Origin of the sequence: Paenirhodobacter sp., assembly GCF_050177655.1 — a bacterium.
GTDB lineage: Bacteria > Pseudomonadota > Alphaproteobacteria > Rhodobacterales > Rhodobacteraceae > Rhodobacter.
Window position 1 is genome coordinate 72,764 of the sequence record NZ_JBFXGV010000001.1, and the last position, 26,382, is coordinate 99,145.

The 26,382-nt window shown below is 65.5% G+C and carries 26 protein-coding genes and 3 tRNA genes; 11 read left to right on the plus strand and 18 right to left on the minus strand.

All coding sequences use genetic code 11. The features are described from left to right. Positions 1 to 24: 24 nt before the first annotated feature. The 3 genes from AB7U46_RS00325 to AB7U46_RS00335 form a co-directional block, all read right to left on the minus strand. Positions 25 to 1,458 carry an NAD(P)-dependent oxidoreductase gene (locus AB7U46_RS00325; RefSeq protein ID WP_428334931.1) on the minus strand — a complete coding sequence of 478 codons (1,434 nt, stop codon included), beginning with the start codon at positions 1,456 to 1,458 and terminating at the stop codon, positions 25 to 27. A 220-nt stretch (positions 1,459 to 1,678) separates the two neighbouring features. Beyond that, positions 1,679 to 2,473 (minus strand): undecaprenyl-diphosphate phosphatase, encoded by a 795-nt coding sequence (locus AB7U46_RS00330; protein WP_428334932.1) that lies wholly within the window; start codon positions 2,471 to 2,473, stop codon positions 1,679 to 1,681. A gap of 44 nt (positions 2,474 to 2,517) precedes the next feature. Further along, entirely contained in the window at positions 2,518 to 3,501 is a 984-nt protein-coding gene (locus AB7U46_RS00335; protein WP_428334933.1) for a complex I NDUFA9 subunit family protein, read from the minus strand. Positions 3,502 to 3,660: 159 nt separating this feature from the next. Between AB7U46_RS00335 and AB7U46_RS00340 the strand changes: the two genes are divergently transcribed. The 9 genes from AB7U46_RS00340 (at position 3,661) to AB7U46_RS00380 (ending at position 9,654) form a co-directional block, all read left to right on the plus strand. Further along, a tRNA-Leu gene (locus AB7U46_RS00340) sits at positions 3,661 to 3,745 on the plus strand. 290 nt (positions 3,746 to 4,035) lie between these two features. Continuing rightward, positions 4,036 to 4,800 (plus strand): metallophosphoesterase, encoded by a 765-nt coding sequence (locus AB7U46_RS00345; RefSeq protein ID WP_428334934.1) that lies wholly within the window; start codon positions 4,036 to 4,038, stop codon positions 4,798 to 4,800. Between the two features lie 124 nt (positions 4,801 to 4,924). Beyond that, on the plus strand, positions 4,925 to 5,539 hold the full coding sequence (locus AB7U46_RS00350) for a ribonuclease D (protein ID WP_428334935.1): 615 nt from the start codon (positions 4,925 to 4,927) through the stop codon (positions 5,537 to 5,539). Then, a complete protein-coding gene (locus tag AB7U46_RS00355) occupies positions 5,520 to 6,485 on the plus strand; it encodes a KpsF/GutQ family sugar-phosphate isomerase (protein ID WP_428334936.1) in 966 nt (321 codons plus the stop codon). Before AB7U46_RS00350 ends, AB7U46_RS00355 begins: the two co-directional genes overlap by 20 nt. Further along, positions 6,485 to 7,084 (plus strand): hypothetical protein, encoded by a 600-nt coding sequence (locus AB7U46_RS00360; protein ID WP_428334937.1) that lies wholly within the window; start codon positions 6,485 to 6,487, stop codon positions 7,082 to 7,084. The genes AB7U46_RS00355 and AB7U46_RS00360 overlap by 1 nt, the downstream gene beginning before the upstream one ends. A gap of 10 nt (positions 7,085 to 7,094) precedes the next feature. After that, on the plus strand, positions 7,095 to 7,586 hold the full coding sequence (gene lptA, locus AB7U46_RS00365; protein WP_428334938.1) for a lipopolysaccharide transport periplasmic protein LptA: 492 nt from the start codon (positions 7,095 to 7,097) through the stop codon (positions 7,584 to 7,586). Then, the gene (lptB, locus tag AB7U46_RS00370; RefSeq protein ID WP_428334939.1) at positions 7,583 to 8,359 is read left to right on the plus strand and encodes an LPS export ABC transporter ATP-binding protein; all 777 of its coding nucleotides are present in this window, start codon (positions 7,583 to 7,585) and stop codon (positions 8,357 to 8,359) included. The genes lptA and lptB overlap by 4 nt, the downstream gene beginning before the upstream one ends. 227 nt (positions 8,360 to 8,586) lie before the next feature. Next, a complete protein-coding gene (hpf, locus tag AB7U46_RS00375) occupies positions 8,587 to 9,156 on the plus strand; it encodes a ribosome hibernation-promoting factor, HPF/YfiA family (protein WP_428334940.1) in 570 nt (189 codons plus the stop codon). Positions 9,157 to 9,189: 33 nt separating this feature from the next. Beyond that, the gene (locus tag AB7U46_RS00380) at positions 9,190 to 9,654 is read left to right on the plus strand and encodes a PTS sugar transporter subunit IIA (RefSeq protein ID WP_428334941.1); all 465 of its coding nucleotides are present in this window, start codon (positions 9,190 to 9,192) and stop codon (positions 9,652 to 9,654) included. Here the strand turns inward: AB7U46_RS00380 and AB7U46_RS00385 are convergent, their stop codons facing one another. The 8 genes from AB7U46_RS00385 to cysQ form a co-directional block, all read right to left on the minus strand. Continuing rightward, positions 9,655 to 11,049, minus strand: a complete 1,395-nt coding sequence (locus AB7U46_RS00385; RefSeq protein WP_428334942.1) for a nodulation protein NodH — start codon at positions 11,047 to 11,049, stop codon at positions 9,655 to 9,657. 4 nt (positions 11,050 to 11,053) lie between these two features. Further along, on the minus strand, positions 11,054 to 12,748 hold the full coding sequence (locus AB7U46_RS00390; protein WP_428334943.1) for a beta-1,6-N-acetylglucosaminyltransferase: 1,695 nt from the start codon (positions 12,746 to 12,748) through the stop codon (positions 11,054 to 11,056). Positions 12,749 to 12,758: 10 nt separating this feature from the next. Then, positions 12,759 to 13,769, minus strand: a complete 1,011-nt coding sequence (locus AB7U46_RS00395) for a glycosyltransferase family 2 protein (RefSeq protein ID WP_428334944.1) — start codon at positions 13,767 to 13,769, stop codon at positions 12,759 to 12,761. A 211-nt stretch (positions 13,770 to 13,980) separates the two neighbouring features. Beyond that, the gene (locus AB7U46_RS00400; RefSeq protein ID WP_428334945.1) at positions 13,981 to 15,003 is read right to left on the minus strand and encodes a glycosyltransferase family 2 protein; all 1,023 of its coding nucleotides are present in this window, start codon (positions 15,001 to 15,003) and stop codon (positions 13,981 to 13,983) included. An 18-nt stretch (positions 15,004 to 15,021) separates the two neighbouring features. Next, positions 15,022 to 16,008, minus strand: a complete 987-nt coding sequence (galE, locus tag AB7U46_RS00405; RefSeq protein WP_428334946.1) for a UDP-glucose 4-epimerase GalE — start codon at positions 16,006 to 16,008, stop codon at positions 15,022 to 15,024. Between the two features lie 4 nt (positions 16,009 to 16,012). Beyond that, the gene (gene galU / locus AB7U46_RS00410; protein ID WP_428334947.1) at positions 16,013 to 16,906 is read right to left on the minus strand and encodes a UTP--glucose-1-phosphate uridylyltransferase GalU; all 894 of its coding nucleotides are present in this window, start codon (positions 16,904 to 16,906) and stop codon (positions 16,013 to 16,015) included. Positions 16,907 to 17,118: 212 nt separating this feature from the next. After that, positions 17,119 to 17,919 (minus strand): 3-deoxy-manno-octulosonate cytidylyltransferase, encoded by an 801-nt coding sequence (locus AB7U46_RS00415; protein WP_428334948.1) that lies wholly within the window; start codon positions 17,917 to 17,919, stop codon positions 17,119 to 17,121. Continuing rightward, complete coding sequence (gene cysQ, locus AB7U46_RS00420; protein ID WP_428334949.1) at positions 17,919 to 18,716, minus strand: 3'(2'),5'-bisphosphate nucleotidase CysQ; 798 nt, start codon at positions 18,714 to 18,716, stop codon at positions 17,919 to 17,921. The genes AB7U46_RS00415 and cysQ overlap by 1 nt, the downstream gene beginning before the upstream one ends. 124 nt (positions 18,717 to 18,840) lie before the next feature. On the opposite strand from cysQ, the gene AB7U46_RS00425 reads away from it, so the two are divergent. After that, complete coding sequence (locus AB7U46_RS00425) at positions 18,841 to 19,662, plus strand: ABC transporter permease (RefSeq protein ID WP_428334950.1); 822 nt, start codon at positions 18,841 to 18,843, stop codon at positions 19,660 to 19,662. A gap of 3 nt (positions 19,663 to 19,665) precedes the next feature. Here the strand turns inward: AB7U46_RS00425 and AB7U46_RS00430 are convergent, their stop codons facing one another. Further along, positions 19,666 to 20,697, minus strand: a complete 1,032-nt coding sequence (locus AB7U46_RS00430) for a LacI family DNA-binding transcriptional regulator (RefSeq protein WP_428334951.1) — start codon at positions 20,695 to 20,697, stop codon at positions 19,666 to 19,668. A 263-nt stretch (positions 20,698 to 20,960) separates the two neighbouring features. Between AB7U46_RS00430 and AB7U46_RS00435 the strand changes: the two genes are divergently transcribed. Further along, positions 20,961 to 21,037 (plus strand) — tRNA-Arg (locus AB7U46_RS00435). 158 nt (positions 21,038 to 21,195) lie between these two features. Here the strand turns inward: AB7U46_RS00435 and AB7U46_RS00440 are convergent. From AB7U46_RS00440 to leuD, 6 genes are all read right to left on the minus strand, one after another. Further along, a tRNA-Pro gene (locus AB7U46_RS00440) sits at positions 21,196 to 21,272 on the minus strand. Positions 21,273 to 21,337: 65 nt separating this feature from the next. Then, entirely contained in the window at positions 21,338 to 22,315 is a 978-nt protein-coding gene (locus tag AB7U46_RS00445; RefSeq protein ID WP_428334952.1) for a DMT family transporter, read from the minus strand. Positions 22,316 to 22,420: 105 nt separating this feature from the next. After that, positions 22,421 to 23,527, minus strand: a complete 1,107-nt coding sequence (leuB, locus tag AB7U46_RS00450) for a 3-isopropylmalate dehydrogenase (RefSeq protein ID WP_428334953.1) — start codon at positions 23,525 to 23,527, stop codon at positions 22,421 to 22,423. A 69-nt stretch (positions 23,528 to 23,596) separates the two neighbouring features. Next, on the minus strand, positions 23,597 to 24,658 hold the full coding sequence (locus AB7U46_RS00455; RefSeq protein WP_428335076.1) for an endonuclease/exonuclease/phosphatase family protein: 1,062 nt from the start codon (positions 24,656 to 24,658) through the stop codon (positions 23,597 to 23,599). Next, positions 24,655 to 25,491: a hypothetical protein gene (locus AB7U46_RS00460; protein WP_428334954.1), complete on the minus strand. Its 837-nt coding sequence runs from the start codon at positions 25,489 to 25,491 to the stop codon at positions 24,655 to 24,657. The genes AB7U46_RS00455 and AB7U46_RS00460 overlap by 4 nt, the downstream gene beginning before the upstream one ends. A gap of 284 nt (positions 25,492 to 25,775) precedes the next feature. Then, a complete protein-coding gene (gene leuD / locus AB7U46_RS00465) occupies positions 25,776 to 26,381 on the minus strand; it encodes a 3-isopropylmalate dehydratase small subunit (protein WP_428334955.1) in 606 nt (201 codons plus the stop codon). Position 26,382: the final 1 nt, after the last annotated feature.

The window sequence follows — 26,382 nt, forward strand, 5'->3', positions numbered from 1 at the left end:
GGCGCGCGCCCCGTCCGAACCGTCTTATTCCGCCGCGACGCGCGCGGCCCCGTCGAGATATTTGAGGATCTCGGCCCCTGCCTCGCGGCCGTCGCGGATCGCCCAGACGACGAGCGAGGCGCCGCGCACGATGTCGCCCACGGCATAGACGCCGGGCAGCGAGGTCGCATGGGTGCCGAAATCGGCCTTCACCGTGCCCCAGCGCGTGGTCTCGAGCGCGTCGACGCCCCAGAGCTTCGGCAGATCCTCGGGCTCGAAGCCGAGCGCCTTGATCACCAGATCGGCCTCTTCGTCATAGAGACCGCCCTCGATCGGCTCGGGCGACTGACGGCCCGAGGCATCCGGCGCGCCAAGCTTCATGCGCTGCACCGTCACCTTCGCCACCGGATTGCCGGCAAAGCCCTTCGGCGCCGCCATCCAGACGAATTCGACGCCCTCTTCCTCGGCGTTCTTCACCTCGCGCTGCGAGCCCGGCATGTTCGCCCGGTCGCGGCGGTAGAGGCACTTGACCGAGGCCGCGCCCTGGCGGATCGCGGTGCGCACGCAGTCCATCGCGGTATCGCCGCCGCCGATCACGACGACGCGCTTGCCTTCGGCGTTCAGCGTGCCGTCCTCGAATTCCGGCACGTCGTCGCCGAAGCTCTTCTTGTTCGAGGCGGTGAGATAGTCGATCGAGCGCACGATGCCCGCCGCATCCGCGCCCGGATCGGTCAGCTCGCGCGTCTTGTAGACGCCGGTCGCGATCAGCACCGCGTCATGCTTGCCGCGGATCGCGTCGAAAGTGATGTCGGTGCCGACGTTGCAGTTCAGCACGAAATCGACGCCGCCCTCCTCGAGCTGCTTCACGCGGCTCATCACGATGTCTTTTTCCAGCTTGAAGCCCGGGATGCCATAGGTCAGCAGCCCGCCGGCACGGTCGTGGCGCTCGTAGACCGTGACCTTCACGCCCGCGCGGCGCAGCGCATCGGCCGCGGCAAGGCCGCCGGGGCCGGCGCCGATGATCGCGACGCTTTCCGTCCGCTCCTGGGCGGGTTTCACCGGCTTCACCCAGCCCATGTCCCAGGCGGTGTCGGTGATGTATTTCTCGATCGCGCCGATGGTGACGGTGCCGTGACCCGACTGCTCGATCACGCAGTTCCCCTCGCAGAGACGGTCCTGCGGGCAGATCCGGCCGCAGATCTCGGGGAAGGTGTTCGTCGCCTGGCTGATCTCATAGGCCTCCTGCAGGCGGCCCTCCGCGGTCAGGCGCAGCCAGTCGGGGATGTTGTTGTGCAGCGGGCAATGCGCGTGGCAGTAGGGCACGCCGCATTGCGAGCAGCGGCTCGCCTGTTCGGCGGCCTTGGTCTCGGCGAATTCGCGGTAGATCTCGTGGAAATCCTGCGCGCGCACGGTTGCGTCACGCTTCTCGGGCATCTCCTTCGCCGTGTGGACGAATTTGAGCATGCGTTGCTGAGCCATGGCTGCGCCTCCCAATGGGCAAGATCCGGGTGCGCCTGATTACAACGCCCCGTGAAAAATTAAAAGTCAGTATTGCTGACCAAAAAGGCGGAAAAATAGGCCGAGTGCCGCGCTGATCACGGTAAATTCCCCGAAAAAGCGTCAGCATCTGTTACCTATACCCCGCCAGATCCGGATCAGAGGCGATCTCGCCCTGAAAACGCGGGGTGATTCGTCTGCCTCAGTTCACGATTCCGGCCTGTGCAAGGGCAAGCAGAAAGGCCCCGAAAACGATGCGATAAACGGCAAATGCCGTGAAACGATGCGTTCGGATGAAACCGAGGAGCCATTTGACCGCAACGAAGGCAGTCGCCATCGAGACCACGAAGGCAATGGCGAGCGCGGTCCAGTCCTCGCCCCCGGTGCCGTCCTTGACCTGCTTGAGCAATTCGTAGCCGCTCGCCGCATACATCGTCGGAATCCCGACGAGAAAGGCGAATTCGGTTGCAGCCGCGCGATTCGACGTGCCCAGCAGCATCGCCGCGAAGATCGTCGCGCCGGAACGCGAGGTGCCCGGGAAGATCCCGGCGACGATCTGCGCGAGGCCGACGGCGATCGCGACGCGCAGCGTGATCGTGGCGCTGTCGGGCAGCCGCGCGGCCAGCGCCTCCGCCCCGATGATCCAGAAGCCGCCGATCACCAGCGCCCAGGCGATCGGAGTGACCGTTTCGGGCAGCTCGAAGCCAAGCTTCTTCACGATGAGGCCGAGCACCGCGGTGATGCCGAAGGCGATCGCCAGCTTGATCAGATAGTCGCGATTCTCCGCCTCACGCCAGCCGAGCGCCAGATCCACCAGCCGGCGCCAGTAGATCAGCGTCACGGCGAGGATCGCGCCGGCCTGGATCACGATGTTGTAGGTGTCCGACCGCGCACCGAGCCAGTGCTCGGCAAGCAGCAGGTGCCCGGTGCTGGAGATCGGAAGGAACTCGGTGATCCCCTCGATCACACCGAGGAGCACGTCGTTGAGATAGGACAATCCGTTCTCTCCCCGCAGGGCCGGGCCGCCCCGGCCGGATCAGATCAGATTTTGCGCAGGTTCTTCGCCGAGGCCTGCATCGTCTCGTACTGGCCATGCACGCGGAAGCGCCAGAGATAGTCCGGCAGCACCGCGCCCATCGGCGTCGGGGTGATGCCGAGATCGGCGAAACCCTTCGCATCCGGCGCAACGACATTGTCCTTCGCCAGCATCTTCACCTGATCCCAGGTCAGGATCTTGTTCGCGATCAGGCCACCCGAGAGGAATTGCACGATATCGCCGGCAAGACCGACGAGCAGCGCGGCAAAGCGCGGCAGGCTGACGACGAGACGCCGGCGCCCGATCACCTCGAGCATGCGGCCCATCAGCCCCTTGAAGCTGTCGACATCGGGGCCGCCGAGCTCGTAGACGCCCTGCGCCTCGCCCAGAACACCCTTCACCGCGGCGGCGGCGACGTCATCGACATAGACCGGCTGGAACAGCGTCTTGCCGCCCGAGATCGGCAGCACCCAGCTCAGCTTCGCCATGCCGGCGAACTTGTTGAAGAAGTGGTCCTCGGTGCCGAACAGGATCGAGGGGCGCAGGATCATCGCCTTCGGGAAGGCCTTGAGCACCGCACGCTCGCCCAGCCCCTTGGTGCGGGCATAGGCGCTGTCGCTTTCCGGGTCGGCGCCGATCGCCGAGAGATGGACGAGGGTCTCGACCCCTTCGGCGGCGGCGAGCTTGGCGATCCGGGCCGCGCCCTCGACCTGCACCGCGTCGAAAGTGTTCTTCGACTGTTCGAGCAGGATGCCGACGCAGTTCACCACCGCATCCGCGCCCTTCATCGCCGCACGCACCGAGGCGTCGTCACGGATGTTGCACAGCACCGGTTCGACCTGGCCGACGGCGCCATAGGGCTTGGTGAAGAGAGCCTCGTTCGGGCGCCGCACGGCGATCCGCACGCGCCAGCCTTCCTTCGCCATCCGCCGGGCGATGTAGCGCCCCACGAATCCCGAACCGCCATAGATCGTGACCAGCTTCGACATCGGCTTCGGCTCCTCGCAGCAAAAAGTCGCACCCTGATTAGCGCCGTAAGCGCTTCGGAACAAGGGGCTAGCGCATTTCGGAGGCCGGCGTGAAGATTTTCTCGCAACCCCCGTTGACAGCCCCCGCGCCCCCCTATACATCGCCCCCCACGACACCGTGCCCAGGTGGCGGAATTGGTAGACGCGCACGGTTCAGGTCCGTGTGCCGCAAGGCGTGGAGGTTCGAGTCCTCTTCTGGGCACCATCGCTTCGCGAAAGGCCGCGCAACGCAAGTTGCGCGGCCTTCGTCTTTTTTTTGCCGATGGATCCGCGCCGGGCCAGGCGCATCTGCGCGCGCGGCCCTTGCCGATGACAAAAATGCGCCAGATGATGCATAATGCGGCAAATACCCCGACCGATTGCGCGGCGCGGCCCCGGGAAACCTTTCGGAGCGCGCGCCACGGGATGGCGGCAGAGGCTTTTGCCATGCCACATTGAACCGGCCGCGCCCCTTCGCATGTCGTGATCGGGCCGAGACGAGCGGACAAGGATGCCATGTTGCGATTGAAACTGCTCCAGAGGGGGCGCTCCACCTCCGCCCCTCCCGCGCCCGAGCGGGCCTTTCCGCCCCCCGCGCCGGAACAGCCCCTGGCGGTGATCGGCGACGTGCATGGCATGGCGGAGCCCTTCGTGCGATTGCTCGACCGGCTTGCACAGGAGGCGCCGGGGGCGCGGGTGATCTGTGTCGGCGACCTGATCGACCGCGGCGAACACAGCGCCGAGGTGCTGGCGGCGGTGCGGGAGCGCGAGATCGAGGTGATCCTCGGCAATCACGAGGAGATGCTTTTGCGTTTTCTCGAGGCGCCCGAGCGCGAGGGGACGCGCTGGCTGCGCAATGGCGGGCTGCAGACGCTGGCGAGCTTCGGCATCGGCGGGGTGACGCCATCGGCCGCGCCGGAGCGGCTGGTGGCGGCGCGCGACGCGCTGCGTGCGGCGCTCGGCTCCGAGGGGGAGACCTGGCTGCGCGGGCTGCCGCGGCTGATCGTGTCGGGCAATGTCGCGGTGAGCCATGCCGGGGCCGATCCCTGGCGCCCGATCTCGCAGCAGGTGCCCGCGGCGCTGAGCTGGGGCCATGCCGATTTCGGCCAGCGTGCCCGCACCGACGGGCTCTGGGTCGTGCATGGCCATGTCGTCGTGCCCACCCCCCGCATCCAGAACGGCGTGATCTCGATCGACACCGGCGCCTATGCCGGCGGCCCGCTTTCCGCCGCGCTCATCGCCGGGGGCGAGACCCGGTTTCTGGACATTCCGGGCAGATGATCCCCGCGCCGGGGGCACCGGGCCGCGCCGATCCGCCGGCGCCCGGTGCCTGTGCGTCAAGGGGCGTGGCAATGGCCGGACAAACCGCCTATATCTCCGGCGAAACCTGACGAAAGGGCGCGCCGTGGCCATCCATCTGCATCAGAACGATCTTCCCGAGGGGCTCGATCTTGGCCCGGTCGTGGCGATCGACACCGAAACCATGGGGCTCGATCCGCGGCGCGACCGGCTTTGCCTCGTGCAGCTTTCCTCGGGCGATGGCTCGGCGCATCTGGTGAAGATCGCCAAGGGTCAGACCGAGGCGCCGCGGCTTTGCGCGATGCTCGCTGACCCGAAGGTCGAAAAGCTGTTCCATTTCGCCCGCTTCGACATTGCCGCGCTGTACAACGCTTTCGGCGTGACCACGGCGCCGGTGTTCTGCACCAAGATCGCCTCGAAGATGGTGCGGACCTTCACCGATCGCCACGGGCTGAAATACCTGCTGCAGGAGCTGGTCGGCGTCGACGTCTCGAAGCAGCAGCAGACCTCCGACTGGGGCGCCGCGGAACTGACGCCGGCGCAGCTCGATTATGCCGCCTCCGACGTGCTTTACCTTCATGCGCTGAAGGCGGAACTGGTGAAACGCCTTGCGCGCGAGGATCGCACCGAGCTGGCACAGGCCTGTTTCGATTTCCTGCCGGCGCGGGCGAAGCTCGACCTGATGGGGTGGGAGGAGCCGAATGACATCTTCCACCACTGAGGCGAAGACCTACGTCGAGACCGCCCGCCGGGTCATCACGATCGAGGCGGAGGGACTCGCGGCGCTGGCCGCGGGCCTTGACGCGAGTTTCGCGCAGGCGGTCGAGGCGATCCTTGGCGCTCGCGGCCGCGTCATCGTCTCGGGCATGGGCAAGTCGGGCCATATCGCGCGCAAGATCGCGGCGACACTCGCCTCGACCGGGACGCCCGCGCAATTCGTCCACCCCGCCGAGGCGAGCCACGGCGATCTTGGCATGGTCACCCGTGACGACGTGGCGCTGGTGCTCTCGAATTCCGGCGAGACGCCCGAACTTGCCGATCTCATCGCGCATACCCGCCGCTTTCGCATTCCGCTGATCGGCGTCGCCTCGCGGCCCGAGTCGACGCTTCTGCGGCAGGCGGATGTGGCGCTGGTGCTGCCGCAGGCAGCGGAGGCCTGCGGTTCGGGCGTGGTGCCCACCACCTCGACGACGATGACGCTCGCGCTGGGCGATGCGCTCGCCGTCGCGCTGATGGAACATCGTCAGTTCACCCCCGAGATGTTCCGCACCTTCCACCCGGGCGGCAAGCTCGGCGCGAAGCTCTCGAAGGTCTCCGACCTGATGCACACCGACATGCCGCTCGTGCGCGAGGACACGCCGATGCCCGAGGCGCTGCTCGAGATCTCGCGCAAGGGCTTTGGCGTCGTCGGCGTGACCGATGCGGCGGGCAACCTGACCGGCATCGTCACCGACGGCGACCTGCGGCGCCACATGGACGGGCTGCTCTCGCACAGCGCCGCCGAGGTGATGACGCGCAACCCGCGCACGATCGCGCCCGGCGTGCTGGCCGAGGCCGCCGTCGCCGTGATGAACGAGCGCAAGATCACCTGCCTCTTTGCGGTCGAGGGGGCGAAGCCGGTCGGCATCCTCCATATCCACGACTGCCTGCGCGCCGGGGTGGTCTGATGAGCTATGACAACCGCCATTCGCTGCTGGTGGCCTGGGCGAAGATCGCCCTGCCGCTGGCCGCGCTGGCGCTGTTGTCGACGCTCTTCCTGTTCTCGGGCCGGACCGACCCGACGCAGGCCAGCCTTTATGCCAAGGTCGATGTCGCCACGATGGCGCGCGAACAGCGCCTGACCGCGCCGGAATATTCCGGCGTGACCGATGACGGCTCCTCGCTCACCGTGCGGGCGAAGACGGCGAAACCGGGCACGGACGGGTTGCAGGGCGCGAGCGCCGAGGACGTGATCGGCAAGCTCGAGGCGAAATCGGGGCTCGTCGTCGACATGACGGCGAAGGCCGGCGTGCTCGACCCGACCTCGGGGCTGATCCGGCTGAGCGACGGTGTCGCGCTGCAAACCTCGACCGGCTATCGGATGAAGACCGCCAAGATCGACATGACCACCGATCGCGCGAAGATCACCGCGCCCGGGCAGGTCGATGGCGACGGCCCCTTCGGCACGATCACATCGGGCAGCATGGAGCTCAGCCGCCCTGCCCCCGATGCCGCCTATGATCTGGTTTTCAACGGCGGCGTGAAGCTGATATATCAGCCGCAATGATGAGGAAGTGATGCGCCCGACCCTTGCCGCCCTTGCGATCTGCCTGAGCCTTGCGCCGCTTGCCTCCGTGGCGCAGCAGCAGGTGGCTTTCGGCGGGCTGAAAACCGACACGAAGCTGCCCGTCGAGGTCACCTCCGACAGTCTTTCGGTGAACCAGACCGACGGCACCGCGACCTTCACCGGCAATGTGCTGATCGTGCAGGGCGAGATGCGGCTCAAGGCGGCGCAGGTCGATGTCGCCTATGGCAAGACCGACAAGTCGAAGATCGACACGCTGCACGCAAGCGGGGGGGTGACCCTCGTTTCCGCCACCGAGGCGGCCGAGTCGAAGGTCGCCGATTACGACGTCACCGCGGGCAAGGTGGTGATGACCGGCGACGTGCTGCTCACCCAGGGCAAGAACGTGATGGCCGGGCAGAAGCTCACCGTCGATCTGGCGAGCGGCACCGGCCAGATGGATGGCCGCGTGCGCACCGTGCTGCAGCCGGAGACGCAGAAATGACCGACATCGACCCGGATGTGGCGCTTGGCCTTTCCCCGGCCGGCGCGGGCGGTGGTCTGCGCGTCACCAACCTGCGCAAGAGCTATCGCAAGCGCCTCGTGCTGCGCGACGTCTCGCTGCATCTCGAACGCGGCGAGGTGGTGGCGCTTCTCGGTCCGAACGGTTCGGGCAAGACCACCTGTTTCTACGCGATCGCCGGGCTGATCTCCCCCGACTCGGGCGAGGTCTCGATCGAGGGGCATGATGCGACCGGCCTGCCGATGTATCGCCGCGCGCGTCTCGGCATCGGTTATCTGCCGCAGGAGGCCTCGATCTTCCGCGGCCTCACGGTCGAGCAGAACATCATGGCGGTGCTCGAGATCGCGGTGGTGGAGCCGCATCGCCGGCGCGAACGACTCGAGGAGCTGCTCGGCGATTTCTCGATCGCGCATCTGCGTCAGGCGCCCGCGCTCGCGCTTTCGGGTGGCGAACGGCGGCGCGTCGAAATCGCCCGCTGCCTGGCCGCCGATCCGAAATATCTCTTGCTCGACGAACCCTTTGCGGGCGTCGACCCGATCGCCGTGGGCGAGATCCGCACCCTCGTCGCGCATCTGAAAGAACGCGGCATCGGCGTGCTGATCACCGACCACAACGTGCGCGAGACGCTGGAGATCGTCGATCGCGCCTATATCCTGCACGACGGCAGGGTGCTGATGTCGGGCCGCACCGAGGAGGTCGTGCGCGACGAGAATGTCCGCCGGGTCTATCTCGGCGAGAACTTCCGCATCCAGTGATCCTCTGCACTGCAGCGAAGTTGACCCGTTGACACCCCGGCCGATCCGTTCCCAAATAGACAAAATGCGTGCACACCGCCCCCTAGCCAGAGTGCCAGCGCCGCTTCGTTTTCGGCCCCTCTGCGGCCGTGTGTCCACGCAAGTTTCCCGGCTTGCCCAAGAGTTTAACCAGCCCGAAACCCGGATGTGTCATGCCGGGTGCGGGACACTGAAGTGAAGGAGAAACCATGCGTTACCAGATCAGCGGCAAACAGCTCGACGTTGGGGAAGCGCTGCAGTCCCATGTGAAGGCCGAGCTCGGCGAGGTCGTGGACAAATACATGCAACGCCCGACCGACGCGACCGTCGTGTTTTCCCGCAATGCGCATGAATACCTCTGCGAGGCGACGGTGCATCTGTCGACCGGCCTGACCGCTTCGGCGACCGGCCATGCGACCGAGGTCTATGCCGCCTTCGATTCGTGCCGCGAGAAGATGGACAAGCAGCTGCGCCGCCACAAGCGCCGCCTGAAGGACCACCACTCGGGCCGTTCGCAACCGGTTGAATTCGACGCCGCGGATCTGTATGTGCTCGCCTCGGATGAAGAGGAAGCCGAGGGCGACAGCCTCGCGCCCGTCATCGTTGCCGAGATGGAGACCCGCGTCCCCACGATCTCGGTCGGCGAAGCGGTGATGCAGATGGAGCTGGCCTCGAAGCCGCTGCTCGTCTTCCGCAACGAGAAACACGGCGGGGTCAACGTCGTCTATCGCCGCGACGATGGTCATGTCGGCTGGATCGACCCGCGCCACAGCAAGTGAGAGCGTTCCATGGCGGGCGCGGAAAAAGGACAGATGGATCTTTCCTCCCTGCTCAAGCCGGGCGCCGTGAAGGTGCTGGCCAATGTCACGAGCAAGAAGCGCCTGTTTCAGGATCTCGCTGAAATCGCGCATTCAGCCTACGGGCTGGATGCAACCCAGACCGTCGACGCGCTGCAGGAGCGCGAGACGCTCGGCCCGACCGGTGTCGGCCATGGCGTCGCGCTGCCGCATGCGCGTCTGCACGGGCTGAAATCGGTGGTGGGGGTGTTCCTGCGCCTCGAGAAGCCGCTCGATTTCGATGCGGTCGACCGGCTGCCCGTCGATCTGATCTTCGCGCTTTTCGCGCCGAAGGATTCCGGGGTCGAGCATCTCAAGGCGCTGGCGCTCGTGTCGCGCACGCTGCGCAACCCCGAGATCTGCACCAAGCTGCGCGCCAATACCGATCCGGCGGCGCTGCATGCGGTGCTGACCGTGGGACAGGGCGTTCAGGCGGCCTGATCAGGCCGTCTTCCATTTCGCAAAACCGAACTGCATGTAGTCGCGCGCGTAGGTTTCCTGCGCCGCGCTCTCAAGCTCGGGCACCCAGATCTCGGCCAGTTTCACCGGCGCGGTATCGCCATCGGTCACCGGGAAGGCCGGGGCGGTGACACCCGCCATCGCGGCAAGGCAGGCGAGATCCTCGGCCATCCGATCCTCGCGCACGAGCAGGTCGGGCACCGCGAATTGCGCGAATCCCTGCAAGGTCACCGACTGGCTCGCCCAGATCTGCATCACCGGCAGGCTCGTCTGCGCGTTGAGATTGCTCTTCAGCCAATGCAGGAAGGCGGCAAGCCCCTCGGCCCAGGCGCCCGCCGGCAGGCTCTTGCCCTCGGCCGGGATCGGCAGCTTGTAGCTGCGCCGCAGCACCTCGCGCGTCTCCGCCATGTTCGCCCAGCCAAGCACCGCCGCAAAGGCGAGATGCGCGCGCAGAAGCGGGTGGCGCAGCACGGTGAAACTGCGGTGACCGGGGCGCTTGCGCTTCCACTGGCGCAGGGTCTTTTGCGAGAAATTCTCCTCGAGCGGGCCGATCTGCGCCAGCCACTCACGGATCGGCGCATCGGGGGCCGGCCGCATCGGCATGTAAAGCAGCCCCGCGTCGCAGCCGACGAAACCGGGCACGTTCGGCCCCCGCCGCGGCTCGAAATTCGGCGTTTTCGACAGGTTGAACCGGTCCATCCGCGCGAGCGAGGCTTCCATCGCCGGGAAATTCCCGACCTTCTCCTCGAGCGCCTCGGGGTTCTGCACCACGAGGCTCGAGGGCAGCGCCGCAAGCTCCGCCCCGGCGCCAAGCCATTTCGCCAGCCCGTTCAGCACGGAGAGATCCTGCGCATCCTCGTAGTCGATGTAGAAGGCGCTCTGCCCCGAGACCTGCAGCGCATGCATCAGCGTGATCTGAAAATCCTGCAGCGTGGCGAGATGATCCTCGAACTCGGCGGCATCGAAAAGCGCCACCGCCTCCTTGCGATGTTTCGCGTCGCCCAGCTTCCACTGCCCGGTCGCCCGCGCGATCTGCAGGCTGACATAGCTCTCGATCGGATTGCGAGTGAGCACGATCTTCGCGCAGGCCGGATCGCCGAGCATCGCCTCGAGCACGCGCGGATCATGATCGTGGAAATAGCGGCAGCCGTTCAGCCCCGGCGCCGCCTTGATCTTGCGCCAGAGCTTGAGCGGATCGGCGTCGCGCGCCTCCCGCGTGATGCCGAGCAGTTCCGTCTTCTTCGGATAGCCGATCAGCGCGGGGTTGAAGGCCTCGCCGTGGCAATGCACCCCGGGCAGCTCGTTCAAGGCCGCCTCGAGCAGGTTGGACCCGGTGCGCATCTCGGCGAAGACAACGAAACTGTCAAACTTGGGCATCAAATCACTTCACGAGATAGGGGCGGCCACGGCGCGGCGATTGCGAGGGGCCGTCGCCCCCCATCGGGAAATCTCCCATCAACCGGGGCTTCATGCCCTGGTTCTTGAGGTTCTGCAGGAACTGGCCGAAGCCGGTAAGGTCGACGAGCTGCGGCGCCTCGGTCAGGCGGCGGGTGGCGCGGGGGCTGATCTCGTCGATGATCGTCTGCAGCGGCTCCATCGGGTTCTCGATGAATTCCGCCATGTTCCAGATCCGCACCCGCGCCTTCACATACATCGAGCGCAGAATGTTGATGTGGTCGATCTCGATCTGCTGCAGCCGCGCCGCCTCGCTCCGGATCTCGCCGAAATTGCGGTTCGAGCGGAACAGAGGCACCGCCCAGGCGCCGGTGATGACCGAGATCTGCGCATGCGGATCGGTGGCGGTGAACCAGTTCACGGCCTGGGTGTCGCGCGGGCTGAACATGAAGCATTGCCGCTCGCCCCGCGCGTTCCAGATCACATTGGTCAGGAAGCCCCGGGGGTTGTAGTCGCGCAGCGTCGCATTGTCGATCAGGCAGCCGTTGAACATCGTCTCGCCGCCGGAGAACTCCGCGCGGTCGGGCGCGAAGAGATGCCCGTGCACCCGCGCGCCGACGTGCTTCGCAAGCCATCCCTCGAAATTCTCGAAAAGATCGGAGAAGCCCTGGAAGATCGAATAGGGGGCGGAGGTCTTGCCGTTCTCGTGATCCTGCCGGGGAAAGCGGCTCTGCATGTAGAGGCCGGGGCGCCCCTTGGTGCGCCGCTCCACCGCCTTGGAAAACAGCCGGTCGATCTTGGCCGGGTTCGGTTCGGCCATGCTTTCGGGCGGCCGGTTCGAGAGGAAGGTCGCATAAAGACGATCCGCCTTCGGCCAGATCTTGCGCGCGACGAAACAGTCGGAACGGCGCAAAAGCTGGAGGTGGTCGTCGTAGAAGATATGCGGCTTGCCCTGGTAGTCGAATTTCGACAGCGTCAGCGAGCGGCTCTCGATATTGGCGGAATAGAGCCGGGCGAGCGACTGGAAATAGCTCTCGTCCGGGATCCAGACCTTGGAGAAATAGCGGTCATGCGCGACCCGCTCCGGGTCTTGCAGGATCGCGCTCAGCGTCTGGCGCGTGAGGCACCACCACTGGCTGCCCAGATGCGGCACGATGCCGTCGGGGATCCGGCGGCGGAACTTGATGCGGCGCTGGAATTCGACGTAGCGGTCGAAGAGGCGGCGCTGCTTCTTCCAGGAGAAGGGGAAGCGCAGGGTGAAGCGCTCCATGTCGATGCCGCCCACCGTCCAGCCGACCTCGGCGGTGGTGACGCTCTCGATGAAATCGGTCTGCGGTCGCGCGTCGAGGTAATCGACAAGCTCGCGCAGGGGCCGCAGCGGCAGGCAGGAGCCGGAGGCGAGATAGACATGCCGCACCTCGGCATGGCGCGCGAGCATCTGCTCCGCCCCGGCCTGCGCCGCGGAGACGAGCGACCAGGTGCCCCATTCGCATTTGAAGCGCTTCGAGAAGGAGACATTGCCGAGATCGGCGAGGCTGCGCCCGAGCGCGGTGAAATCCGCGTCGGAGACCCGGGCGTCGACATGGATCACCACCGGCGCATCATTCTCCGCCCAGTAGCGCGCGACCTGCGCGGCCCGGTGCAGCGCCGTGTGGCACATCATGATGAAGCCGACGGTCACTTCCGCGCCCTCATGCCCAGTTCCCCTTCGACATCAGCCCGAGGATCTCGAGCTGACGCCAGTTGATGTATTTCTCCGACCATTTTGTCCACAGATCGGGCTCGGAACTCAAGCGCTCCCGATAGGCGCGATACTCGCGTGAACCGGCGTAATGCTCCTTGCGCTCCATCTCCTCGGCGACCTTGTGCGTCAGCGGCGAGAGGAACTTCGCATGCAGAAGGCAGCCCGAGGCCTTCTCCCCTCCCCATTCGTCATAGACCATGTTCAGCCCCCGCGGCAGGAGCATATGGGTCGAGGAGGTATAGACGAGGCCGCGCTCCCATTTCACCAGCGGGATCTTGTTGAGCGAGGGGGCATCCTTCGGATGGTCGGCAAAGAACATCCGCGCGCGCGGCCCGCCCTGGATCCAGAGATTGTTCATCGCCCGGTTCTTGCGCAGCATGTAATTGCCGCTGTCGAACCAGCTGGCGATCTCGAACGGGTTCTGTCCCTCGCGGTAAGGCACGGCGTCGATCGGCCCCTTCGGATACATGTCGAGCAGCATCGCCGGAAAGGAGCGGATGTCGTAGGTGTCGAGCCAGTCGGTCAGCGCGTCGATCGGGCGGGTGTCGCAGAACGGGTAGACGAAGAACTCGTCGGGGTCGACCGTCAGCGTCCAGTGCCCGGTGCCGTAGATCCGCAGAAGATGGTTCAGCCAGTCCATCCCGAAGGCGGAGGCCTTGTAGGAGCCCGTCGTCGTCCAGACCGAGCAATCCGGCTGCCCGGCGAGATAATCACGCGCGCCGTCGGTGCTGTCGTTGTCGACGAAGAGGAAATGCTTCACCCCGAGGTCGCGGTAGTAGCGCAGGAAATAGGGCAGACGGATGCGCTCGTTGCGCTGGGTGCAGAAGAGAAGCACGTCGCCGCGCCCGATCTTCGCGGTGCGATCGGCCACGACATGCAGCTGCCGGCGCTTGCGAAAGCCGCGCCATTGGCGCAAACGCCGCTCCCTGCGCAGTTTTATGGCCTGCCTCAGCCCCACTCCTGGCCTCTCCTCCGCGCGTCCGCGCCCTGCGTTCCGGTTTGACCGATTTTGCTTGAGACAGGGTTAATTGTCCCATGCAAAGAAACCGGAAAACGGAACGCTGCCTGCCTGCCCTGGCGAAAACGTGACACGATATGATTTTCCGGTCAGAATAGGCATATCACCGCGACAGGTAAATATTTGTATCTCACTGAGATACAATCTTCTTTCATATCCAGCCCCCGCGCGACATCAGCCCCCGCGCCTCGAGCGCGCGCCAGCCCTCGTAGCGGGTGGAGTGCGGGGTCCAGAAATCGGGCGCGGCGATCAGATCGTCGTAATAGGCGTCGAAATTCTCCGGCCGGCCGAAATGTTCGCGCCGCTGCTTCTCTTCGGCGGATTTCCCGACCACCTCGGGCAGGAATTTCGTGTGCAGGAGCAGGCCGGAGATCTTTTCCCCGCCGAGCCGGTCATAGGCCTCGTTGAGGCGGCGCGGCAGCAGCGCATGGGTCGAGTTGAGGTAGATCCAGCGCCGGTTCCAATGCACCAGCGGCAGTTTCGACAGCGTCGGCGCATGCCGCGGCCGGTCGGCAAAGGACATCCGCGCCCGCGGCCCGCCCTGAATCCAGAGCGCGCGCGTCTGATCCTGCCGTGCGATCGTGTAATTGCCGGCGTCATACCAGCCGAGCACCTCGGTCGGATCCTGCCCGGGCAGGTAACGCTGCGCGTCGATCGGCCCCTTCGGATAAAGCTCGAGCATCATCGCGGGAAACACCCGGATCCCGCTGCGGTCGAGCCATTCTGTGAGCGCCGGCAGCGGCCGCGTGTCGTGATAGGGATAGATCAGCAGCTCGTCGGCATCGACGGTCAGGCACCAGTGCCCATGTCCATAGCGGAACAGCAGCCAGCTCACCCAATCGACGCCGAAACGCGAGAGACGATAGCTTTTGCCCGTGCTCCAGAGCGAGACATCGGGCTGGGCCGCAAGCAGCTCGACGGTGCCGTCGTCGCTGCCATTGTCCACGATCAGGAAATGATTGATCCCCATCGCCCGGTAATGCGTGAAGAACCAGGGCAGGCGCGCCGCCTCGTTGCGCATGGTGGCGAAGACGAGCAGGCTGTCGCGACGGATCGCCGCGGTGCGGTCGGCGACACTGCGCAAATGCCGGCGGCGATGGATCGCACGCAACAGCAGGTAGCGGCGCTTGTGCCGCAACCGATAGGCTTCCCAGAGATCGGAAAAAGACGCCATCACACCCCCGTCAGGGGGCTATTTTTCATAATGTCCGCTCTGATGCCAGCGCCACGCGTCGGCGATCATCGTGGTGAGGTCGGTGCGCTTCGGTGCCCAGCCAAGTTCGCGCAGCGCCTTGGTCGAGCCGGAGACGAGTTTTGCGGCATCGCCGGGGCGGCGATCGCCCTCGACGATCGGCACCTCGCGATTGGTCACCGCCCGCGATTGCGCGATCACCTCGCGCACCGAGAAGCCGGTGCCGGAGCCGAGGCAGAACACCTCCGAGGGCTTGCCCGCCTCGAGCCATTGCAACCCGAGAAGATGCGCGTCGACCAGATCGGAGACATGGACATAGTCGCGGATGCAGGTGCCGTCGGGCGTCGGGTAATCCGAGCCGAAAACGGTGAGCGCCGGGCGCCGCCCGTCGATCGCGTCGAGCATCAGCGGGATCAGATGCGTCTCGGGGCGGTGGAATTCGCCCACCTCCGCCTCCGGGTCGCAGCCCGCCACGTTGAAATAGCGGAAGATCACCGAGCGCAGCCCGTGGCTCGCGCCAAAGTCGCGCAGCATGTCCTCGATCGCGCGTTTCGAGCCGCCATAGGCGTTGATCGGCATCTGCCGCGTGCCCTCGTCGAGCACGACCCCGTCCTGATCGCCATAGGTGGCGCAGGTCGAGGAGAAGACGAAATCGAGGCAACCGGCCGCGCAGGCCGCCTCGATCAGGGTGAGCGAGGAGAGCACATTCGCGCGCCAGTATTTCCCCGGATCCTTCATCGACTCGCCGACGAGGCTGAGCGCGGCGAAATGCATCACCGCGACCGGCTTCCACTTGGCGAAAACGGCGTCGAGCCGCGCGCGATCGGAAAGCTCGCCCTCCTCGAGGGGGCCGAACTTCACCGCATCGCGCCAGCCGGTGACGAAGCTGTCATAGGTGACCGGAACATAACCCGCGGCACGCAGCGCCTTGCAGGCGTGCGAGCCGATATAGCCGGCGCCGCCGGTAACCAGAACATGCTTCGTCATGGACTCACTCGGCCGCGGTGCGCATCGCCATGAGGTCGTTCAGATAGTCGCCGAACTCCTCGCGCAGATCGTCGCGCGCAAGGCCGAAGGCCACCGTCGCCTGCAGGAAGCCCGCCTTCGAGCCGCAATCGTAGCGCTGACCACGGAAGCGGAAACCATAGACGGGATTGCCCTTCTCGATCTCCTCGGCGATCGCGTCGGTCAGCTGGATCTCGCCGCCGGCGCCCTCTTTCTTCTTGTTGAGGTTCTGCATGATCTGCGGGGTCAGGATGTAGCGCCCGATCACCGCGAGGTTCGAAGGCGCCTCTTCCGCCTTCGGCTTCTCGACCATGCCCTTCACGCGGACCATCGAGCCCATGTCCTCGGCGATGTCGAGGATACCGTAGGAGGATGTGCGCTCCTGCGGCACTTCCATCGCGGCGACGACGTTGCCGCCGGTCTCGTTATAGGCGTCCATCATCTGCGCAAGGCAGGGCTTTTCGGCGGCGATCACGTCATCGGTGAGAATCACCGCGAAGGGCTCGTTGGCGACCAGCTTGCGCGCGCACCAGACCGCGTGGCCAAGGCCGAGCGGGCGGTTCTGCCGGACATAGGCGATCGCGCCCGAATCCATGTTGGTGGTCTTGAGCATCTCGAGCAGCTCGGTCTTGCCCTTCTTGCGCAGCGAGGCCTCGAGCTCGGGGGCATCGTCAAAATAATCCTCGAGCGCGGACTTGCCGCGCGAGGTGACGAAGATGAATTCCTTGATCCCGGCGGCGCGCGCCTCGTCGATCGCGTATTGGATCAGGGGCTTGTCGACGAGCGTCAGGATTTCCTTCGGGATCGACTTCGTTGCGGGGAGGAAGCGGGTTCCGAGGCCTGCGACCGGAAAGATCGCCTTCGTAACCTTGCGTTTCATGAAGCACCTATCTTTTTGAGCGGTTCCGCTCGAATGCGTTGCGGCCATTCTGGCCCTATTCCGGCCGCTGCTCAAGCATCGCAGCATGGTAAGGTAAAAGTTAAGGGGAAACCGGCGGTTATTGTCTCACTTTGCCTGCCGCCGGGTCAGTCCGCGGGAAAGCGGGCCGGGACGACGCATATCGCGGTTGCGCCCCCGGGCCCGCAGCCGGATCAGGCGATTCCCATTTCCGCCATCATCGCCTCGATCTTCGGCACGTCGGAGGGGTTGTTCAGCTCCCAGAACTGCCGCCCCCGCGCCTCCACCTCGGTGCAGAGCACGGCGCGCCCGTTCTCGAGGAAGCGCAGCTGTTCGAGCCCCTCGAGCGTTTCGAGCGGTCCGACCGTCCATCCGGGATAGGCCATCAGCGTCTCGGGCCGATAGGCATAGACGCCGACATGGTGGAAGACCGGCGTCGGCTCGGTCGCGCCATAGGCCTTGCCGGTATAGGGGATCACTTCCTTCGAGAAATAGAGCGCCCGGTTGCCGGCGCCGAAGACGGCGGTGGTGCCACCGACGCGATCGTTGCGGCGATCCTCGATCAGCCCGGCGAGCATCGCCCCCTCGCAGCGCAGCACCGGGGTGGCGAGTTCGGCCCAGGGGTTGGCGATCAGCCCCTTCACCAAGTCTTCGACGAACCAGGCGGGGGTGAGCGGCGCATCACCCTGCAGGTTGACGACGATGTCATAGCCGCCGCCGAGATTGGCGAGCGCCTCGGCGCAGCGCTCGGTGCCGTTGGCGCAGGAGGTCGAGGTCATCACCACCTCGGCGCCGAAGCTCTCCGCCTCGGTGCGGATTCGGTCATCATCGGTGGCGACGACGACGCGGGAGGCGCCCTCGACCGCCATCGCCGCCTCCCAGCTGCGGCGGATCAGGGTCTTCGCCGCGCCCGTCGCGCCGGTCAGCGCGACGAGCGGTTTCGCCGGATAACGCGTCGAAGCGTAACGCGCCGGGATCACGATCAGGGTCGACATCATTTCACCAGGAGCACGCCCGGCGCATAGGCGATGAAGAAGGGATTGGCGAAACCTTCCTTGCCATAGGTGAAGGGCGCGTGATCCTCGAATCGCACCATCTGCCCGCCGGCGCCGCGCAGCACCGCGTCGCCCGCGGCCGTGTCCCATTCCATCGTGCGCCCGAGCCGCGGGTAGAGATCGGCCTCGCCGGTGGCGACGAGACAGAATTTCAGCGAGGAACCCGCCGAGGTCATGTCCTTCACGGCATATTGAGCGATGTAATCGTCGGTCGCCTGATCGCGGTGCGATTTCGAAGCGACGACCATCAGCCCGCGGTTGTCCGGCATCGACACCGAAAGCGGCTTCTGTTCGCCGATCGCTTCCTTGTGGAAATCAGGGCCGATCTCCTCGACCGAGCGGCCATCGGCAAGGGTGTAGAACAGCCGCCCCTTCGCCGGCGCATAGACGACGCCGCGCAGCGGAACGCCATCCTCGACATAGGCGATATTGACCGTGAAATCGCCGCGGCGCTTGACGAATTCCTTCGTACCATCAAGGGGATCGACAATCAGGAAGGTGCTGACATGCTGATCGTGGCTTGCCGCCTGCTCCTCGGTCACCAGCGCCATCGCCGGGAAGGCCTCGGCGAGGCCCGCGGAGATCAGCGCATCGGCGGCCTCGTCGGCCTCGGTCACCGGGGAGCTGTCGGACTTGGTCTTCACCTCGAAATCGGGCGAATTGTAGATTTCCATGATCCGGTCGCCCGCCTCGAGGGCCAGACGTCGCATCACGCTCACGAGACGGTCAAAATCCATTTTCCACTCCATTCGGCCGTTTTACGGCCAGATTGCCATGTTCTACCCCTCACCTTATGATGCCCCGTCAAGGGAACGGCAAGTTTTCCGCGGTAAAAGGTATCGAGGCCAGCACGGCAGGATCATGTTCAGAACCGAACGCAGCAAAAGCAAGATCGGATCCACCTTCAGCATGCTGGAGCTGATCTACCACGCGACGGTGCGCCATATCCGCAAGTCGCAGGGCAACGCGATCCTCGGCCTGCTGCGCAACATGATGCAGACGATGCTGCTCGTCTTCACCTTCTACATCATGTACGGCGTGCTCGGCCTGCGCGGCAGCCAGGTGCGCGGCGACTTCATGCTCTACATCATGTCGGGGATCTTCCTCTACATGACCCATACCAAGGCGATGGGCGCCGTCTTCGGCTCCGAGGGCTCGACCTCGCAGATGATGAAACACGCGCCGATGACCACCGCGGTCTCGATCGCTTCCTCGGCGCTGAGCGTGCTCTATATCCAGCTTCTGTCGATGACGGTGGTGCTTTACATCTACCACGCCGCCTTCACCCCGATCGAGATCTATGACTGGGTGGGCGCGCTGGCGATGGTGCTTCTGACCTGGTTCGTCGGCGTCGCGCTGGGGATGGTCTTCCTTGCGGCGAAGCCCTGGAACCCCTCGGTCGTCGGCATCATCCAGCAGGTCTATTCCCGCGCGAACATGATCGCCTCGGGCAAGATGTTCCTTGCGAACAACCTGACCCACAAGATGTTGGTGCTGTTCAACTGGAACCCGCTGTTCCACACCATCGACCAGGCGCGCGGCTACACCTTCATCAATTACAATCCGCACAATTCGAACTGGGAATACCCGCTCACGCTCGGCCTCATCTTCCTGGCGATCGGGCTGATGGGCGAATTCTACACGCGGCAATATGCCTCGCTCAGCTGGGGCGCGCGGCGCTAGGGCTCAGCGGCGGCGGATCGTGTCGCCGAGCTGAAGCACCGGTTCGAGTTCGATCACCTCGCCCCCGATCATGCCGCCATGCGGGCGCCCGGCGATGATTTCGGCGGCCTTGCGCCCGATCTCGCGCCGGCAGGCATCCATCGTCGCAAGCTTGCGCGGGAGGCCGTCGAGCAGATCGACCCCGTTGAACCCGGCAAGGCCAAGTTTCTCGGGCACGTCATAGCCATGATCGAGGCACCAAAGCAGCCCGCCCGCCCCGATCATGTCATTGGAATAATAGAGAAAGTCGATATCCGGGCTGCGCGAGAGGATCTCGGCGGTCATCTCCCGCCCCTTCAGCAGCGCCGAACCGCCGGAGTAGAATTCGGTATCGGCAAGATCAAGCCCCGCCGCGGCAAGCCCCTCGCGGAACCCCTCGAGCCGTTTGCGCGCGCGGTGATCCTCCGGCATCTTCGTGCCGAGAAAGCCGATGCGACGGTATCCAGCGGCGACGATCGCCTCGGCCATGTAGCGCCCCGCCCGGCGATGCGAAATGCCGACGACGGAATCGACGCCCTCGCCATCCACATCCATGATCTCGACGACCGGCACGCCGGCGTTCTCCAGCATCGCCCGCGCCGTCGGCGTGTGTTCGAGCCCGGCCAGGATCACGCCGGAAGGGCGCCAGGAGAGCATCTCGTAAAGCACGGCCTCTTCCTTCGCCGCGGAATAGTCCGTCACCCCCACGACCGGTTGCAGCCCGGTATCCTCGAGTTCGGCCGAGATCCCGGTCAGCACCTCGGGAAAGACGAGGTTCGAAAGCGAGGGGATGATCACGCCGACGAGGTTGACGCGTTGCGAGGCGAGCGCGCCGGCGATCTTGTTGGGCACATAGCCAAGCTGCCGCGCCGCCGCGAGCACCTTCGCGCGGGTCGCCTCGGAGACATCGCCCCGGTTGCGCAACACCCGGCTGACCGTCATCTCCGACACGCCCGACGCTTCGGAGACATCGCGCAGGGTCAGGGGGCGGCGGGGATCGGCGGGGGGGCGGGCCAAGGGGCGTCCTTTCGATGGGGATACCCTTTGCTTAACGCCAAACATTTCTCTTGCGCAAGCATTTCACTCGTGTCATGTTAGCGATAACGGAGGCGGCCCAGACACCGAAAAAACCGCCCCCGCACATACCGGATCGCGTGTAGACTCCGATCGCGAACCCGGACCCGAAAGGGGGAGCGGTGGGCCAATACGCTCCCCCTTTTCCTTTGCGCTTTCCGGTGCAGCTTGCTTTCGCGTGAAATTCTCCGCAAAAGGAGGCGCGTGGCCCCGTGGCTCAACTGGATAGAGCAGCCCCCTCCTAAGGGGCAGGTTACAGGTTCAAATCCTGTCGGGGTCACCAAAAAATTCTCTTCATCACCCGCCTCCGAAAGGCCGTTCTGACGAGAACGTGTCGCTGATGCGCGCGCAAAGCCCCGAGGCGAGTTCAACGCCCGGTTCAGCATGGCTCCGGTTCGGAGCAGGCCTTGCATTTTACTTGCTGAATTTTCGGGAAGATATTGGTCGGAGCGAGAGGATTCGAACCTCCGACCCCCTGCTCCCGAAGCAGGTGCGCTACCAGGCTGCGCTACGCTCCGACCGTGAGGGGCGAATTAGCCAACCGGCGCGGCATTTGCAAGGGGGATTCCGAGAAATCTCGCACTCAGCGCGAAGTGCTGCGTCCGGTCAGGTTCAGCGCGCGCTGCAAAAGCGAGGAACGGGGGGTCGAAACCATCTCCACGCGCCCGCGCGTCTCGAGCACCGGCGTATTCTGCGAGGCGTTCGCCGTCGCCTCCCGGAACAGGATGTAGATGCCCGAGGCGATCACCACCGCCGCGCCGATCAGCGTCAGCGCATCGGGGCGCTCGTCAAACAGCACCCAGCCGAAGAGCACCGCCCAGAGGATCTGCGAATATTGCATCGGCGCGACGATCGCCGCCTCGCCCGCGCGATAGGAGAGGATCGAGAGGAAGGCGGCGGTGAGGCCGAACAGCGCCACGATCGCCATGAAGCCGAGATCGACAAGCTGCAGCGGCACCCAGACCAGCGGCAGTGCCGCCCCCATCGCCAGCACATTGCCCAGCAGCGGCGAGAGCAGCAGCACGACGGACCGCTCGTCACTGCCGATCTTGCGCACGCTGATCGCGGCGAAAGCGCCAAGCAGCGCCGAGACGAGCGCGGCGACATGGCCGAGCGTCAGTTCCGCCTGCCCCGGACGCACCACGATCAGCACGCCGATCAGCCCGATCACCACCGCCGCCCAACGATGCCAGCCGACCCTCTCGCCCAGAACCGGGATCGAGAGCACGGTGATGAAGAGCGGCGTCGCAAAAAGAATCGGATAGACCTGCGCCAGCGGCAGATGACCGAAGGCATAGAAGGCGGTGACGCCGTTGATCACCGTGGCCACCGCGCGCCCCGTCACCCACCAGGGGTGGATCGGGCGCAGATGCCCCTCGCGCTTGTCGTTGAGCAGGATCACCGACAGCAGCGGAAAGCTAAGCAGCGCGGCGAAGAACACGATCTGGATCGCCGAATATTGCGCACCTAGGTGTTTCACCACCGCGTCATGCGTGGCGTAGATCGCCATCGCGAGGAGCGCATAGATCGCGCCTTTCACATTCGACTTGCCAGCGCTCATCACCGCCTCCGTTATCGCTGACATAAAGGGCGGCCCGGGCGGCAGGCAAGTGCAAAGCAAAGCGGCGCGAGGTCTCCCCCGCGCCGCCCGTTTCGTGTCGTCAGATCAGAGGCTCGCGTCGAGCGCGGCGATGATCTTGTCGCCCATCTCCGAGGTCGAGACCGCGGTGCCCCCCTCGGGGCCCATCAGGTCGGCGGTGCGCACGCCGTCGGCCAGCACCTTCTCGACCGCCTTCTCGAGGCGCGTCGCCTCCTCGCCCTGATCGAAGCTGTAGCGCAGCGCCATGGCGAAGCTCAGCACGCAGGCGATCGGGTTCGCCTTGCCCTGGCCCGCGATGTCGGGGGCCGAGCCGTGCACGGGCTCGTACATCGCCTTCGGGCGGCCATTCGCCATCGGCGCGCCGAGGCTCGCGGAGGGCAGCATGCCGAGCGAACCGGTCAGCATCGCGGCGCAATCCGAGAGGATGTCGCCGAAGAGGTTGTCGGTGAGGATCACGTCGAACTGCTTCGGCCGGCGGACGAGCTGCATCGCGCAGTTGTCGGCATACATGTGGCTCAGCTCGATCTCCGGGTATTCGGCGGCGTGGATCGCGGTGACGACCTCGCGCCAGAGGATGCCCGATTCCATCACGTTGGCCTTCTCGACCGAGCAGACGCGGCCGTCACGCTTCTTCGCAAGCTCGAAGGCGGCACGCGCGACGCGGGCGATCTCGCTTTCGGTGTAGCGCTGGGTGTTGATGCCCACACGCTCGCCGTTTTCCTCGATGATGCCGCGGGGCTGGCCGAAGTAGACGCCCGAGGTCAGCTCACGCACGATCATGATGTCGAGCCCGGCGACGATGTCCTTCTTGAGCGAGGAGAAATCGGCGAGCGCGTCGAAGCACTGCGCGGGGCGCAGGTTCGCGAAGAGGTCCATCTCCTTGCGCAGACGCAGCAGGCCGCGCTCCGGCTTCACCGAGAAGTCGAGCACGTCGTATTTCGGCCCGCCCACGGCGCCAAGCATGACGGCGTCAACCTCTTGCGCCTTGGCCATGGTTTCGTCCGAAAGCGGCACGCCATGCACATCATAGGCAGCACCGCCGACGAGATCCTCGGTCACGTCGAAGGCAAGACCACGCTTGTCGCCATACCAGGTGATGATCTTTTTCACCTCGGTCATGACTTCGGGGCCGATGCCGTCGCCGGCGAGGATCAGAAGGGAAGGGTTGGCCATGGCAATCTCCAACAAAAGAAGGGTCGGGAGCGGCCTAGCCGAGGGGGGCCGCGGGGTCAAGCGCGGCGCTCAGGGCGCGTCGATATCGACCCAGACGAGGCGATGCCGCGAGGCCTTCGCCGCCGTCGCGGCAAGCGGATCGCCGGGCGCCGGCCAGAGCACCCCCGCCCCGGTCACGCGCAGATCGGCGGAGGGCAGAACGTAGTCGAGCCGCAATCCGCCGGTCTTGCTTTTCGCTCCGAAATCTATCGTGTCGAGGGAAGAATCGCCGCCCTGCTCCGCCCGTTTCACCTGCGCCCCGCCATCCGAGCGCGGCGCCGGATCCTGCAGCCGCGGATCGGCGAGCAAGGCCGCGATCGCCGCGTGCCGGCCGGCGCCGCCCTGCGGATCGAGCTCGGCGTCGCCAAGGAGGACGAAGGGCGCCTGCGCCGGTTTCTCCGGCAGCAGCCCGTCGAGATAGCGTTGCCAGAAGGCGATCTCGTCATGGTTGCGGCGTCCGTTCCGATCCTCCGGCCCATCGAAGAGCGGTGGCGTCGCGGCGAAGGCGAAAAGATGCAGCGCCGCGCCCGAGGGGAGTTGCAGCGGCACGTCCCAATGCCCGGTTGTCGAGAGGCGCTGCACCGCGACCGCCTCGGGCGACATCGCCGCGCCACCGATCAGCGTGCCGGGCAGATCCGCCCAGTGCAGCGCGGAAAAGTCGCGCGCCTGATCGGAGAGGATCGGCAGCCGCGAGAGGATCGCCATGCCGCCGTCGCCCAGAAACCGACCGTAGCCCTGCGCATCGCGCGGGCTGCCCGCGGTGCCGTCGCCATCGAGATCGAGGCCGCTGTCGAGCCCGCTGTTCGGCCGCGGCGCGTAATGGAACGGATAATCGAGCCCCGCCTGCGCCAGCCGCGCGGAAAGGCTGGCGAGCGCCCTGCCCTCGTAATCCCAGTCGAACCCGGTGAGCAAAAGCACATCGGGCCGCGCCGCGGCAATCACCGCGACGACGGCCGCAATCTGCGGATCGTCGCCCTTTTCGAGGTCGCGATAAAGAAGCCCCGGCCCGTCGCGCGAAAGCTCCGCGCCATAGGTCGCGATGCGCAGCGGTTCGGCCGCGGCCGGAAGCGCCAGAAGCGCCGCCGCGATCAGGCCGGCAAGAGGTGATCTTCGGCCGCGTCGGAAGAGGCGCGGCGCTTCGCCTCGATCATGCTCGCGATCCGCCCCATCGCGATGCCGCGCATGAAGAGGCTCGCCGGAAGGAAGGCCCATGCCGTCACCGTCCAGATCAGGGTTTGCGGCGAGCTGAGCGTCACCGGCGAGAAGCTCGCCGAGATCGCCTTGATCACCGCGGGGATGAGGAAGGGCAGAAGGAAGCCCAGCGCGATGTTGAACCAGGCATCCCGCCGCAGCCGCTCGACCACGTCGCCGCCGGCGGTGGGGTCGAAGGTCGGCAGGTTGACCCAGACGTTGAAGCTGCCGTGCCGCGTCGGCCAGCCGGCGGCGCGGATCGCCACCACGAAATAGCCCAGCGTCACCAGCGAGGTCATATAGGCGATGCCGCCCGCGGTGCGCACGATCTCGACCTGCGCGGGTGTCGCCGTCTCGGGCAGCATCAGCACCAGCAGCCGCACCGGGCTGTAGGGGATGTCGATCGAGCGCGCCATCGCCGCGCCGATCACGTCGACGAAACGCGCGAGCGTCGAGCCGTCGGTGCGCGCCAGAACCACGATCGAAAGCATCGTCACGGTGACGAGCAGCGAGGCATAGCGGATGCGGTTGAACGGCGGCGCGTCGCGGAACTCGACGAGGCCGGGATAGACGGAGGCATATTCGAAGAAGGTCAGCGCCGCGGCGAAAAGCCCGATCAGCGCCACGATCTGCCCGGTATCCGCGGAGACCGTCGGAAGAATCAACGACGGCATGGCGATGACGAAAGCCACCAGAATGGCCCGCACCAACGCGCCTGCATAACGTGCAATCACGGTCCTGCCCCTCGCCTCGGTCGCCCCCGATACATTGCCGAGAGCCTGTGCCGAACTGATTTTCTCGCCGATTGTGGCGAACTGCCTCATTGTTGCCATGATTTTGCCCACTTCCACCCGGTCTGGCAATCCGTGCTTAAGGGTTCGTTTCCCAAAGCGGCGAATTGAAGGTGGAACTGGTGCGCAATTGCATCAATCCGAAGGCGAAAAAAGGGCCGCCTCGAAGGCGGCCCTTTATCTTGTGTTTCAATGGGTTGGTCACCACAAGGGCAACGCTCCCGGCATCACACCCAGGGGCGCGACTGCGCGGCCTGCGCCTCGAACGTGTCGATCGCGGCGACCTTTTCCAGCGTCAGGCCGATGTCGTCGAGACCGTTCAGCAGGCAGTGCTTCTTGAAGGCATCGACCTCGAAGGGGATCTTCACGCCATCCGAGGTGGTGATCTCCTGCGCCTCGAGATCGACGGTCATGCGCGCATTGGCACCCTTTTCCGCGTCCTTCATCAGCAGGTCGACCTGCTCCTGCGGCAGCACGATCGGCAGCATGCCGTTCTTGAAGCAGTTGTTGAAGAAGATGTCGGCGAAGGAGGTCGAGACGATCGCCTTGATGCCGAAATCGGCGAGCGCCCAGGGGGCGTGCTCACGCGAGGAGCCACAACCGAAGTTGTCGCCCGCGACGAGGATCGAGGCCTCGCGATACTGCGGCTTGTTCAGCACGAACTCGGGGTTTTCCGAGCCGTCGAGATTGTAACGCATCTCGTCGAAGGCGTGCACGCCAAGGCCGGTGCGCTTGATCGTCTTCAGGAAGCCTTTCGGGATGATCATGTCGGTGTCGATATTGACCAGCGGCATGGGCGCCGCGATCCCGGTGAGTTTTTCGAATTTCTGCATG